The sequence below is a fragment of the Streptomyces sp. MBT53 genome, from assembly GCF_016654115.1.
Classification (GTDB): domain Bacteria; phylum Actinomycetota; class Actinomycetes; order Streptomycetales; family Streptomycetaceae; genus Streptomyces.
The window spans coordinates 1-13692 of record NZ_JAEQAZ010000217.1 but is presented as its reverse complement, the minus strand read 5'-3'; the positions used below and the strand labels follow the sequence as shown (position 1 = coordinate 13692).

At 71.3% G+C, this 13692-nt stretch carries 9 protein-coding genes; 5 read left to right on the top strand and 4 right to left on the bottom strand.

From position 1 onward, the window contains the following. Positions 1-469: 469 nt before the first annotated feature. Genes JHN45_RS44085 through JHN45_RS44075 form a run of 3 tightly spaced genes read left to right on the top strand, consistent with a single transcriptional unit; the run spans position 470 to position 4404 of the window. Positions 470-2233: an RICIN domain-containing protein gene (locus JHN45_RS44085; protein ID WP_201054958.1), complete on the top strand. Its 1764-nt coding sequence runs from the start codon at positions 470-472 to the stop codon at positions 2231-2233. Positions 2234-2272: 39 nt separating this feature from the next. Then, on the top strand, positions 2273-3772 hold the full coding sequence (locus tag JHN45_RS44080; RefSeq protein ID WP_201054956.1) for an amidohydrolase: 1500 nt from the start codon (positions 2273-2275) through the stop codon (positions 3770-3772). Between the two features lie 11 nt (positions 3773-3783). Beyond that, positions 3784-4404 carry an isochorismatase family protein gene (locus JHN45_RS44075; RefSeq protein WP_236584770.1) on the top strand — a complete coding sequence of 207 codons (621 nt, stop codon included), beginning with the start codon at positions 3784-3786 and terminating at the stop codon, positions 4402-4404. A gap of 84 nt (positions 4405-4488) precedes the next feature. On the opposite strand, the gene JHN45_RS44070 is transcribed toward JHN45_RS44075, so the two are convergent. Beyond that, on the bottom strand, positions 4489-5811 hold the full coding sequence (locus JHN45_RS44070; protein ID WP_201054951.1) for a lysine N(6)-hydroxylase/L-ornithine N(5)-oxygenase family protein: 1323 nt from the start codon (positions 5809-5811) through the stop codon (positions 4489-4491). An 83-nt stretch (positions 5812-5894) separates the two neighbouring features. Between JHN45_RS44070 and JHN45_RS44065 the strand changes: the two genes are divergently transcribed. Continuing rightward, on the top strand, positions 5895-6848 hold the full coding sequence (locus JHN45_RS44065) for a methionyl-tRNA formyltransferase (RefSeq protein WP_201054949.1): 954 nt from the start codon (positions 5895-5897) through the stop codon (positions 6846-6848). A gap of 117 nt (positions 6849-6965) precedes the next feature. Here the strand turns inward: JHN45_RS44065 and JHN45_RS44060 are convergent, their stop codons facing one another. Genes JHN45_RS44060 through JHN45_RS44050 form a run of 3 tightly spaced genes read right to left on the bottom strand, consistent with a single transcriptional unit; the run spans position 6966 to position 9974 of the window. Next, complete coding sequence (locus JHN45_RS44060; protein ID WP_236584769.1) at positions 6966-7880, bottom strand: ABC transporter ATP-binding protein; 915 nt, start codon at positions 7878-7880, stop codon at positions 6966-6968. A gap of 4 nt (positions 7881-7884) precedes the next feature. Continuing rightward, positions 7885-8952, bottom strand: coding sequence for an iron chelate uptake ABC transporter family permease subunit (locus JHN45_RS44055; RefSeq protein ID WP_201054947.1), 1068 nt, complete (start codon positions 8950-8952; stop codon positions 7885-7887). Further along, positions 8949-9974, bottom strand: a complete 1026-nt coding sequence (locus tag JHN45_RS44050; RefSeq protein WP_200715611.1) for an iron ABC transporter permease — start codon at positions 9972-9974, stop codon at positions 8949-8951. The genes JHN45_RS44055 and JHN45_RS44050 overlap by 4 nt, the downstream gene beginning before the upstream one ends. A 227-nt stretch (positions 9975-10201) precedes the next feature. On the opposite strand from JHN45_RS44050, the gene JHN45_RS44045 reads away from it, so the two are divergent. Beyond that, positions 10202-13692 (top strand): amino acid adenylation domain-containing protein (locus JHN45_RS44045; protein WP_201054945.1); only part of this gene is annotated, 3491 nt, incomplete at its 3' end.

Below are 13692 nucleotides of genomic sequence, written 5' to 3'. Positions count from 1 at the left end.
GTGGGGGCGGGGGCGGGTGCGGGGGTGGCTGAGGAGTGGGGGGCGATCATGCGGCTCATGGTGGCCCACGGCGATGAGAGCACCCCGAGAGAAGCTTCGGAGTTCCCTGTGTGCCTCGCTTAGTTCGCGGGAGAGTTGGAGATTTCGTGTAGACGCCTGTGGATACCGGCGGTAACCAATCTGAATTCACAGCGTTTTGAACGTTGGTCACCCGAACTCCTTGTTTCCTGTCTGGCGCTTGTGCGAGTGTGAGCCACCTCATGAGGCCAGTCGTGAGAAGGCAATGGTCAGAGTCGTTTCTGACAGCTCATAGGTACGCACCAAACAAGCACCTGCTTTCCGATGGTCGGGCATTCGTGTGCCGTCCTGCGGCTTGGAAGGAAATGGTCCCGTGCAATCCCCCTACCCCCCACGCCCGCCGTTCCCGCCTCGCCCCGGATCGAGTCCGGGGGAGTCGGACCGCAATCTCATGGCTCAACTCGGCGACAAAGCCGCGGGCACTCGTGCCGTGGCCCTGCTGCTCGCGCGCCACTGGCAGGCGACAAGTGAATATGCGGCCATCTGCCTGGCCACCGCCGAGAGTTCGGCGTCCATGGTGGCGAGCGCCGCCTTCCACCAGGTACTCGCGAGCCGGGTGACCGGTGGCGCCCTGCGACCCCAACTCCTTGTGGCGGTAAGGGAGATGGTGAGGAAGTGGGCCGCCGACGAGCGAATTCCCGCACTGTTGCTCGCGGAACTTCGCAAACCCACTGGCGGCCGAGGTCTACGCGCGGCGAGGCCCGGCACCTCCGAAAGGCGGAAGCTCGCGGAACGGGCTTTCGGCAAGCTGCCGGGCGGCTCCCAATGCCTGCTGTGGCACACCGAGGTCGAAGCCGAACCCATAACCGTACCGGCCGGTCTGCTGGGCGTGGACGAGGCCACCGCGACCGCCGCGCTGGACCAGGCACGTGAACAATTCAGGGCGGGCTGCGTCCGCGCCCACCACGAACTCGCGCCGACCCCGGAATGCCGCTACTACAACCGTCTCCTCGACGTCCCGATCCGCCGCGGCGGCAGTCTGTTGCCCGATGTGCAACGGCATCTCATGACATGCCGCTACTGCCGTTTCGCGGCGGAGCAGTTGAGTCATTTCGACGGCGGCCTCGAAGTGCTGCTCGCCGAGACCGTCCTCGGCTGGGGCGCCCGCCGCTATCTCGACTCACGGCCCGGCCGGGCGACGCCCGGGACCGCCGCCCGTGCCGCCCGCCGCCCGATGGGCCGCCACCGCCCAGCCCCGGACGGTGTCCTCGCCTTCCCGCGCAGACATCCCAAGACCGCGGTCGTGGGCGTGGGCCTGACCTCCCTCGCGCTGCTCGCGACCGTGCTCGTCTCCAAGGGCTGGACCCAGGGCGACACCCCCGATCCGCAGGCCACCTGGGGTGCGCCCAGCAGTAGTTCGTCCCACCAGAGTCCGGTCGCGGTGCCCTCGACGGCCGGTGACGAGTCGGCCGCCGGCGCCGTCGGCGCGGGAGTCGTCCAACAGGGCGTGATGCGCGCCCTCGCGTCCGGGCTGTGCCTCGACGTGGCCGGCGGGCGGGTGCGCAACGGCGCCGCCGTCACCCTGGCCGCGTGCTCCGACGCCGGGTCGCAGCAGTGGTCGTACGACCAGGACGGTCTGCTGCGCAGCCTCGACGATCCCGGACTCTGCCTCGCCGCCGACACCGACAAGGGCACGGTCACGCTGTCCGGGTGCCTGGTGCACGCCGGCGAGGTGCACTACGACCTGACGGTCCGCGGCGAGTTGCTGCTCCGCTGGAGCCAGGGGCTGGCCGTCACTCCCGAGAACGGGAAGAAGGGGGCGCGGATCGTGCTGGCGGGACGGGACGGGTCCGCCGGGCAGCGCTGGGCGCTCGGATCGGCCGCCGACGCGGGGGCCGAGGGTGATGAACCGACGGACGGAGGGAAGACGGAGGGAAAGGGCGACGCAGCCCCCAGCGGTACTCCGACGGCACCTGAGGGTGGTGACGTGCCGCAGCCGCTTCCCACGGATGTTCCCCAGCAGGACCAACCGCAGAACGCGCCCCGCGCCGTGCAGGTCGCCTGCTGCGAGCAGCCCACGCCGGACCCCACTCCCACTCCCACTCCCACGCCCGCACCGGTCGTCGATGCCTTGCAGCCGGTGGTGACGGTCGTCGGGGATGTCGTGAACACTGTCACCGGTGTCATCGCCGGGCTCGTCCCGGCCCGGCACTGAGGAGGTAAGGTAAGGCTAACTTTACCTAGGGGGTCTCGTATGGCAGACACCGCAAGCGCCCCGGCGCCCGCATGGACGCTCGCCCGGGTCCGGCTCGGCGCCGGTGGACCGCTTGCCCGGCTGCGGGTCGCGGACGGCAGGATCACCCACGTCGTCCCGGAAACGGGCGGGGACACGGACACCGGGGCCGGCGGTGGACCCGTCCTCGATCTCGACGGGCGGGTGCTGCTGCCCGGCCTGTGGGACGCCCATGTCCACCTCGCGGAATGGGCGAGCGCCCGGCACCGGCTGGACCTGGCCGGCACCGCCTCCGCCCGCGAGGTGGCCGACCTCGCCCGGGCGCGTGCCGGGGCGGCCGACGGCACGGTGCTCTACGGCTACGGGTTCCGCGACGGCCTGTGGCCCGACGCCCCGCACAAGGCGCTGCTCGACGCGGTGCTGCCGGACCGGCCGGTCGCCCTGGTCAGCGCCGATCTCCATGCCGCGTGGTTCAACTCCGCCTGCCTCGCCCTCGTCGGCCGCGCCGACCACCCCACCGGACTGATCAGGGAACACGAGGCCCACGAAGTCCTCGCCGCTCTCCCCGCGACCCCGGCCGAGGTGCTCGACGGCTGGGTCGAGGAGGCCTGTCGGGCCGCCGCCGCACGCGGGGTCACCGGTGTCATCGACTTCCAGTTCGGCGACACGGTCGCGGACTGGGAACGCCGGTCGGCCCAATTCCAGCCTGCCGTACGGGTGTTGGCGGCGGTGTATCCGAGTTTTCTGGACGCCGCGATCAAGCGCGGGCTGCGCACGGGGGACGAGATCGGCAGCCTGGTCGGGGTGGGCCCGCTGAAACTCTTCACGGACGGCTCGCTCAACACCCGCACCGCCCTGTGCCGCGACCCCTACCCCGGCCTCGAGGGCACGGACGGCGCCCACGGAATCGAGCAGACCGCCCCCGACGAGCTCGTACGGCTCATGCGGCGCGCCGCCGCCCACGGCATCGAACCGGCCGTCCACGCCATCGGCGACCGCGCCAACACCGTTGCCCTGGACGCCTTCGAGGCGGTGCGCTGCCGCGGCCGGATCGAGCACGCGCAGCTGCTGAGCCCCGAAGACCTCCCGAGATTCGCCGAGTTGGGGGTGATCGCGGGAGTCCAGCCCCGGCACGCGACGGACGACCGCGACGTGGCGGACCGGCACTGGACCGGACGCACCGAACGCGCCTTCGCCTACGGCGACTTGCTCACCGCCGGCGCACGGCTGGAGTTCGGCTCGGACGCCCCGGTCTCGCCGCTCGACCCCTGGCTCGCCATCGCCTCGGCGGTCAGCCGTACCGACGACGAACGCCCCGCCTGGCACCCGGAGCAACGCCTGTCCGTCCCGGACGCGTTGGTCGCCGCGGCCCGCGGCCGTCGGCTCATCAGGGTCGGGGACCCGGCCGACCTCGTCGTCGTGGACACGGACCCGCTGGACGCCGACCCGGACATCCTGCGCACGATGCCCGTGCACGCCACGATGACGAACGGCCGCTGGACCCACGGCCCTTACTCATGATCCCGTACGACATGCCCAGCCCCGCCGCGCTGCCCCCGGACCGCACCGGCTGGTCCGTCGACGCGCGCCGCGCCGCCCTCGTCGTCCTGAACGTCCAGAACCACTTCCTGCACGTGCTGCGCGAGTCCTCCGCGCCGGTCGGTCAACTCCTCACCGGAGTGGGCCTGTTGGCGGATTCGGCGCGGGCCGCGGGCATCCCCGTGCTGTACACCCTCAAGACCGCCGAGCGTGAACCGGCCGGGCGCGAGACCAGCTTCGGGCACCCGCGGCTGCCCGGAGGCGAGGACTCCCGGGACATCGTGGACGCGATCCGTCCGCAGGTCGGCGACAGCGTGCTGGTCGCCAAGCGGTTCAGTGCCTTCGCCGGTACCCGACTGCGGCGCAGGCTCGCGGAGTTGGGGCGCGACCAGCCGGTGATCGTCGGCGTGTTCGCGCGCACTCAGGTACTGCTGACGGCGGCCGACGCGTGGATGCAGGACATGGAGCCGTTCGTCGTCGCGGACGCGGTGGCCGACCGGGCGCACGAGGACCACCGGATGGCCGTGGACTGGATCGCGGCGACCTGCGGGGCGGTGCGGACCGTGCGGGGCGTGGCGGATGTGTTCGGCGAGCCGGTGTCTCAACACCGTTGATTTTGCGGCCGGTTGGCCGATCGCAGGCAAGAACCCCGGGCCCGGAAGGGACCGTACCCTCCGGGCCCGGGGAGTCGTGGGGTGTCAGACGGCTACTTTCGTCGCCTGTACCGAGCGGTGGATCTCCTCCGCCCGGACCGCGACCGTCGACAGCAGGGTGCTGGTCAGCCCGTGGGTGTGCTCGGTGCCGCCCTGGAGGTAGAGGCCGGCGGTCACCTCCGGGACGGTCTCGACCCGGTGGTCCCGGCCCACACGGATCTCGTCCCCGTCGTCCCTGAGGCAGAGCTTCGCCGCCTCGCCGAGCAGTGAACCCAGGTCGCGGGGCCGGTAACCGGTCGCGAGGACCAGCACATCGGCGGCCAGCACCTGCTTCTCGCCGGTGGGCAGGAACTCCACGGCGACATCGAGACCGCCGTCAGCACCGGCGTCCACGGCGCGGACCCGCGAGACGTTCAGGAAGCGCAGCCGCTCCCGGCCCGCCACCTTCTCCCGGTACGCGGTGGCGTACAGGGCCTCGATCAACTCCATGTCGACCACGGAGTAGTTGGTGGACCGGTGGTAGTCGAGCAGCGACTGCTTGACCTCGGAGGGCGCCGAGAAGTAGACGTCCACCGCCTCCGGGTCGAAGATGCGGTTCGCGAACGGGCTGTCGTCGGCCGGGGTGTAGCCGTACTTGGCGAACACCGAGCACACCTCGGCGTCCGGGAAGGTGCGGTGCAGATAGTCCACCGCCTCGGCGGCGCTCTGGCCCGCGCCGAGCACCACGGCCCGCCGCACCGGCTGCCCCGCATCGGCCAGTTCGGTCGCGCGGGGGATCAACTCGCTGTTGTGCCAGAGGCGTTCGCCCAGTTCGAGACCCGGCGGCACATGCGGCTCAAGACCCATGGCCACACTGATGTTGCGGGCCCGGCGGGTCACGGTCGCACCGTTCACCGAGGGGTCCCGGGTGGTGACGTCGAAGAAGGCCACCTCGCCGTCGTCGCCGCGCACCGGGTCGACGGCGACGACCTCGCTGCCGTAGGAGACGAGGTGGGAGACCCGCTCGGCCGCCCACTCGAAGTACTCGTGGAACTCCACGCGCAGCGGGAAGAGGGTCTTCTGGTTCAGGAAGTCGATCAGTCTGCCCTGCTCGCGCAGGAAGCAGAGGAAGCTGTAGTCGCTGGTCGGATTCCGCAGCGTGACCAGGTCTTTGAGGAACGACACCTGCATCGTGGCGTCGTCGATGAGCATGCCCCGGTGCCAGCCGAACCGTGGCTGGCGCTCCAGGAACAGGGCGTTGAGACGGCTGTCTGCCGGAAGGCTCTTGTTGTGCTCCTCAACCGCTATGGACAGAGCGAGATTTGACGGACCGAATCCGATTCCGAGTATGTCGTGGACCACTTCGGAATCCAGTAGCGGTGACTTCACCGTGGCATCGCCTCCCTCAGGCAGCCCAATGCTAGATAAGGTAAGGCTTACCTTGCAATGAGTCGTTGAAGGGAAGGACCGTCATGCGGGTCGTCATGCTCGGCTATCAGACCTGGGGTCACCGCACGCTGCAGGCGCTGCTGGACTCCGACCACGAGGTCGTTCTCGTCGTCACCCACCCGAAAAGTGAGCATGCCTACGAGAAGATCTGGGACGACAACGTCGCCGAACTCGCCGAGAAGAACGACGTCCCCGTCCTGCTGCGCAACCGTCCCGACGACGCCGAACTCCTCGACGCCGTACGGGAGGCACGGCCGGACATCATCGTCGCCAACAACTGGCGGACCTGGCTGCCGCCCGAGCTGTTCGACCTCCCGCCGCACGGCACCCTCAACGTCCACGACTCGCTGCTGCCGTCGTACGCCGGGTTCTCCCCGATCATCTGGGCGCTCCTGAACGACGAGCCGCGCGTCGGTGTCACCGCGCACCGCATGAACGGCGAACTCGACGCCGGGGACATCCTGATCCAGCGCTCGGTACCGGTCGGCCCCACCGACACCGCGACCGACCTGTTCCACCGGACCGTCGACCTCATCTCGCCCATCGTGCGCGAGTCGCTCGACCTGATCGCCTCCGGCCGCGACGCCGGCCAGTGGGTGCCGCAGGACCGCGGGCGCGCCAGCTTCTTCCACAAGCGGTCGGCGGAGGACAGCCGGATCGACTGGACCTGGCCCGCGGAACGCCTGGAGCGCCTCGTACGCGCCCAGTCGGACCCGTACCCGAACGCCTACGCCTTCCACCGCGGTCAGCGGCTCAGGATCGTCTCGGCGGCCGTCTCGGAGGGACGCTACGGCGGCACCCCGGGGCGGATCTTCATCCGCGAGGGCGACGGAGTGGTCATAGTGGCGGGTCCCGAGGCCCACACCGGGCAGGGCCGTGGGCTGTTGGTGCGCCGGGTGCGTACCGACGACGGCACCGAGTACGCGGCCGGCGACTACTTCCGCACCATGGGCGGGTACTTGACGTCCCGGCCCTGAGCCGACGAGCCCGCGGCGGTCGGCGTGTCGGGCCGGGCGGGACAGGGGGTTCAAAAAAGTGTGTCACTTCTCATGGGAAGTGACACACTTTTTTGGACCTGGTCCCCGGGGGAGCCCTCACCGGGTCGTGACGGTGTCCTCGGCGCGGGAGTCGTCGTGGTGGTGCCGCCCCAGCGGGATCACCATCGGGGTGCCGCTGACCGGGTCGGGGGTGATCCGGCAGCGCAGGTCGAAGACGTCCTCGACGGTCGCCTCGGTGACGACGTCGGCGGGCGCGCCCTCGGCGACGATCCGGCCGCCCTTCATGGCGATGACGTGATCGGCGTACCGGCAGGCCTGGTTGAGGTCGTGCAGGACCATCACCACCGTGCGGCCCTCGCGCCGGTTGAGGTCCGTGATCAGGTCGAGTACGTCGATCTGGTGGGCGAGGTCGAGATACGTCGTCGGCTCGTCGAGGAGCAGCACGGGGGTGCCCTGGGCAACTGCCATGGCTATCCAGGCGCGTTGCCGCTGGCCGCCGGAGAGCTCGTCCACCGCACGGTCGGCGAGCCCGGTCAGATTGGTCGCCTCGAGGGCCGCGTGCACGGCCTCCTCGTCCGCGGCCGACCACTGCCGCCACCAGGTCTGGTGCGGGGACCGGCCCCGGCCCACCAGGTCGAGGACGGTCAACCCCTCCGGCGCCACCGGTGTCTGGGGCAAGATGCCGAGTTTGCGGGCGAGTTCACGGGTCGGCACGGACCGCAGCGCGACACCGTCCAGCTCCACCACGCCCTGGCGCGGAGCCAGCAGCCGGGCGAGGGCCCGCAACAGGGTCGACTTCCCACAGGCGTTGGCCCCGACGATCGCCGTGATCCGGCCCGTCGGCACGGTCAGGTCGAGGTTCTCGACCACCGCCCGTCCGTCGTAGGCGAGATGAAGATCACGTGCCCGCAACTCCGGCCCTGAGGCGGGCGATTCGGACGTCCGCAGGGCTTCGGTTCCCGTGGCGGGCGGCTCGGACGTCCGCGGGGCGCGCGGGTCAGTGGTCGACATGCGATCAGCCTCCAGAGCCCGCGCGGTTGACGCGGATGAGCAGCCACAGCAGGACCGGCGCGCCCAGGGCGCCGGTGACGATACCGACCGGCAGTTCCGTCCCGGGGATCGCCTCGCGGGCGAGGAGATCCGAGCCGAGGACGACGAACGCGCCGGTGAGACCGGAGACGAGCGGGGGCGGCGAGGAGGTGCCCGCCAGCCGCTGGGCGATCTGCGGACAGGCCAGCGCGACGAACGCCACCGGACCGGCCGCCGCCGTACCGAACGCGACCAGGCCCACCCCGGCCAACAGCAGAGCCAGCCGCACGACTTGGACGGGTGTGCCGAGACCGGCGGCCACGTCGTCGCCGAGCATCAGCGTGCGCATCCAGCGGCCCATGCCCAGCGTGACCGGCAGCAGCACGGCCAGGGCGATGGCCAGGGAGTCGACCTGGCCCCAGGTCCGGCCGTTGAGGTTGCCGACCAGCCACCCGAGGGCGGCCTCCGCCTCGAACCGATTGCCGCGCGCCACAAGGAAGTTGGTGGCACTGGAGCAGATCCAGGACACCCCGATGCCGACCAGGATGATCCGGTACCCGGTGGCCCCGCCCTTCCACGCCAGCGCGTACACGAGCAGCGCGGTCACCAGCGCGCCGAGCAATCCCAGCGTGGACAGCCCGAGTCCACCGGTCCAGCCCAGAACGACCGCCGCCACCACGGCAGTTCCCGCGCCCTCGGTGAGTCCGATCATGTCGGGGCTGGCCAGCGGATTGCGGGTCATCGTCTGGAACACGGCCCCGGAGACCCCGAACGCGACCCCGACCAAAAGCCCGACCAGCGCGCGCGGCAGCCGCAGATCCTGTACGACGATGACCGTGCCCGCGTCGCCCGAACCCCACAGCGCCCTGATGACGTCGGTGAACGCCACGGGATAGTCGCCGATGGTCAGACCCCAGCAGAACAGCAGGAACGCGCCGACCGCGACCCCAACTCCCGTAAGGAGCAGGCGCGGACGCAGTACGCCGGACACCGGGGGGAAAGCGAGCCGGAACGGCCTGTTGCTCAAGACGGCTGGTGGTGCGGACACGCTCATACCTCCGCGAGCTTCCGGCGGCGGACCAGGACGATGAAGAACGGACCGCCGAGGAAGGCGACGAGAACGCCGGCCTGGATCTCGGTCGGGCGGTCCACCATCCGGCCCAGGATGTCGGCGGACAGCAGCAGCACGGGCGCGAGCGCGGCGGACAGCGGCAGCAGCCACCGGTAGTCGGGGCCGATGCCGACCCACTGGGCGAGGACCCGGGCGATGTGCGGAACGACCAGACCGAGGAAGACCACGGGACCGATGACGGCGACGGACGCGCCGGTCAACAGCACGACGGCGGTGACCCCTTGGAGCCGTACCAGTCCCAACCGCCGTCCCAGGGAGGCGGCCACGTCGTCGCCCAGCGCCATGCTGTTGAGGGCGGGCGCGCAGGACAGCGCCAGTACGGCGCCGACGGCGAGGAAGGGCAGGATGCGCACCAGGTCGCCGGAGTCCTGGTCGGCCAGGGTGCCGGCCGACCAGAAGCGGTAGCGGTCCAGCGCGTCCTGGTCGGTCAGCACGATGGCGCTGGTGAACGACTGCAGCAGCGAGGTGACGGCGACCCCGGCGAGCGCCAGCTTGACCGGCGTCGCCCCGGACCGGCCCAGCCGCCCCAGGAAGAAGACCACGACACTCGCGACCAGCGCCCCGCCGAACGCGAACCACACATAGCCGTACAGCGAGGTGGCCCCGAGCACGCCGACCGCCAGGACGATCGCGAAGGACGCGCCCGCGCTCACCCCGAGGATCCCCGGGTCCGCGAGCGGATTGCGAGTCAGGGCCTGCATCAGCGCGCCGGACAGGCCGAGCGCGGCACCCGTCGTCAGACCGAGCAGGGTGCGCGGCACCCGCACCGACCAGATGACGTTGTCGACCAGCCGGCTGGGCGGATGGCCCAGCACCGACCGCACGACCTGGTCGAGCGGAACGCTGAGCGCGCCCAGCGCGACGGACAGCAGGGACAGCAGGACGAGGAGGGCGACGACGAGTGTCACCAGCACTGTGGTGCGAAGCCTTCTGCCTGAAGCCACGTGCCGGTCTCCATGTCGTGTTCCGGGTCATCTTCCGTGCTCTGGAGCCCTGTTGGCGGACCCTCGGACAGCCCGGCCAGCAGCTTAGGTGAGCATAACCTCAGCTGCTGTGACATGCGCCGGTGGTTCCCGGGAAGGTCTATCAAGTAAGGCAATGCTTACCTTACTATGCGAGCGGTCGCGGCTCCGCTGAGCCGTTCCGCACGCATTGGGAGGCACGGGCAGCTGTGGCGGGCAACACGCTTTCTTCGGGACGGGCTGAGGCGCAGGCAACGGCGACGAACGACTTCTGGCGACGGCGCTTCGCCTCACCGGTACCGGAGACGGCACTGCCGCTGGACTTCCCCCGTCCGCCACGCCAGGACGGCCCGGTGCTCCGCGCGCGCCGCGCGGCCGTACTCGACACCACGGCCGACACGGCCACCCGACTCGCCGCCTTCGTCGCCCTGTTGCACCGCTACAGCGGCACCACGGCCACCGAGACGGCGGTCGCCCACGAGGGCCTCCCACTGCGCGTCACGATCGACGGCGACACCCCGTTCACCGAACTCCGCGACCAAGTCACCGCCGTACACGCGGAGGCAGCGGCCCACCCCTTGCCGACGACCGATCTCCTACGGCTCCTCGCCCCCGAACCCTTCCGCGGCGGCGGCCTGTTGTGCGCCACGGGCTTCGGCCCCGACCCCTGGCACGAGAGCGGTCCGCTGGACCTGGCCCTCACGGTGACCGACGGGGAGGTGACGGCGGACTACCGCACCGACCTCTTCACCCCCGCCACCGTCGACCTGATCCTCGGCCACTACGGCACCCTCCTCGCCGACGCCCTCGCCCGCCCGGACGCCCAGGTCGCCGACCTCGAACTCCTCGGCGCCGACGAACGGCACCGCATCCTGCACGGTTGGAACGACACCGCGCACGACGTGCCCGCGCTCACCTGGCCCCGCATGTTCGCCGACCAGGTCGCCGCCCGCCCGCACGAGACCGCCCTCATCCACGAGGACGTCCGCCTCACCTACGCCGAACTCGACGCCCGCGCCGCCAAGTTGGCGCACGCGCTGGTGGCCAGGGGCGCCGGACCCGAGCAGGTTGTCGCGCTCGCCGTACCGCGCTCCGCCGACATGATCGTGGCCGAGGTCGCCGTCCTGAAGGCGGGCGCCGCCTATCTGCCCGTCGACACCGACTACCCGGCCGACCGCATCGCCTACATGCTCGCCGACGCCCGCCCGGTCTGCCTCGTCACCACCGCCGAGATCGCCCCCGACCTCCCGCCGGGCCTGGACCCGTTGGTCCTCGACGCCCCGGAGACGGTCGCCGAACTCGCCGCCCACCCCGCCCAAGGCCCGTCCACGGCCGACGAGTTGACGACCGCGCACGCCGCCTACGTCATCTACACCTCCGGCTCCACCGGCCGCCCCAAGGGCACCGTCCTGTCCCACGCGGGTGTCGCCAAACTGGTCGCCACCCAGTGGGAACGATTCGGAATCGGCCCGCACAGCAGGGTCCTCCAGTTCGCCTCGCCCAGCTTCGACGTCGCGTTCTGGGACCTGTGCCTCGGCCTGCTCTCCGGCGGCCGTCTCGTCGTCGTCCCCGCCGACCGCCGCGTCCCCGGCGCACCCCTCGCGGACTACGCGAACGAGCACGGCATCACCTTCATGATCCTCCCGCCGGCCCTCCTCGCCGCCATGCCCGAGGGCGTCCAACTCCCGTCCGAGGCAACCCTGTTGGCGGGCACCGAACGCGTCTCGCCCGAACTGGTCGGCCGCTACGCACGCGGCCGGATGATGTTCAACGCCTACGGCCCGACCGAGGCCACCACCAACTCCACCCTCGGCCTCTGCGACCCGGACACCCCCGCCGGCACCATCGTGCCCATCGGCATCCCCGACCCCGGCACCCGCGCCTACGTCCTCGACGACCGACTCCGCCCGGTCCCCGCCGGGGTCACGGGAGAGCTCTACCTCGCGGGCGACGGCCTGGCCCGCGGCTACCTCGGCCGCCCCGCCCTCACTGCCGAACGCTTCGTCGCCGCCCCCGCTGAGATGGCCGTCACACCCGGCGAACGCCTCTACCGCACAGGCGACTTGGTGCGCTGGAAGACCGACGGCCGGCTGGAGTTCCACGGCCGCGTCGACACCCAGGTCAAGATCCGCGGCTTCCGCATCGAACCCGGCGAGATCGAGTCCGTCCTGCGCTCCCACCCGGCCGTCGACCAGGCCGCCGTCGTCGTCCGCGAGGACCGCCCCGGCGAACGCCGCCTCGCCGCCTACGTCGTGCCCTCACTGGACGCCGAGGCGACCCCCGACGAGGGCGTCGCCGACTGGAAGGATCTGCACGAACTCCTTTACTCCGCCGCCGGATCGGACGGTTTCGAGGAGAACTTCGCGGGCTGGAACAGCATGTACGACGGCCTGCCCATCCCGCTCGCCGACATGCGCGAGTGGCGCGAGGCCACCCTCGACCGCATCCGCGCGCTACGGCCCCGGCGCATCCTGGAGATCGGCGTCGGCTCCGGCCTGCTGCTGTCCCGGCTCGCCCCCGACTGCGCCGAGTACTGGGGCACCGACCTCTCCGAGGAAGCCGTACGCGCCCTGGACGCCCAGGTGTCCGCGATCCCCGAACTCGCCGACCGCGTCACCCTGTTGGCCCGCCCCGCACACGACCTCACCGGACTGCCCGAGGGCCACTTCGACACGATCGTCGTCAACTCCGTCATCCAGTACTTCCCCGGCGGCGACTACCTCACCGACGTCCTCTGCAACGCCGCCGAACTCCTCGCCCCCGGCGGCGCGGTCTTCGTCGGCGACGTCCGCAACCTGCGGCTCCTGCGCACCCTGAGCGCCGCCGTCGAAAGCGGCCGGGCACGCGACGAGGACGACACCGACAAGGAAGCCCTGCGCGCCGCCGTGGACCGGGCCGTCGCCTGGGAGGGCGAACTCCTCGTCGACCCCGACTACTTCACCACCCTCGACGGCCTCACCGCCGACATCCGCGTCAAGCGCGGCACCCACCACAACGAACTCACCCGCTACCGCTACGACGTCATCCTCCACACACGGCCCCACGCACCCGGGGAAACCCCCGACTCGCCCTGGCCCGCGCTCGGTTCGGTGCAGGCGCTGGACTCCCTGCTCGCCGCCCGCCCGCCCCGGTCGCGCGTCACCGGCATCCCCAACTCCCGCCTCGCCGACGACCTTGCCGCGCTCGACGCCCTCGCCGACAGCAGCAGGCCGGCCGCCGGACCGTACGGCGTGGACCCCGAGACCCTCTACGAGATCGCCGCCCGGCACGGCTACGAGCTGGCCCTCACCTGGAACGGGGACGCCGAGGACGGCAGCCTGGACGCCGTGTTCGCCCTCGACGAGGAGGCACAGGCGCCGTACCGCCCCGGGAACGGCCACCCGCTCACCAACCGCCCCGCCCCCTTCCGCAACGTCAACGCCCTGATGGCGACCCTGCGGACGCACGCCACCGAGTACCTGCCCGACTACATGGTCCCGGCCGCCTTCGTCCCGCTGGACCGCCTGCCCGTCACCCCCAGCGGCAAGCTCGACGCCGCCGCCCTGCCGGTCCCGGACCTCACCCGGCGACTCAGCGCGAGCCGCGCGCCCGAGACCGCGCGCGAACAGCTGCTGTGCGACCTCTACGCGCGGGCCCTCAAGGTCCCCTCGGTCGGCGTCGACGACGACTTCTTCGCGCTCGGCGGCGACAGCATCGTCGC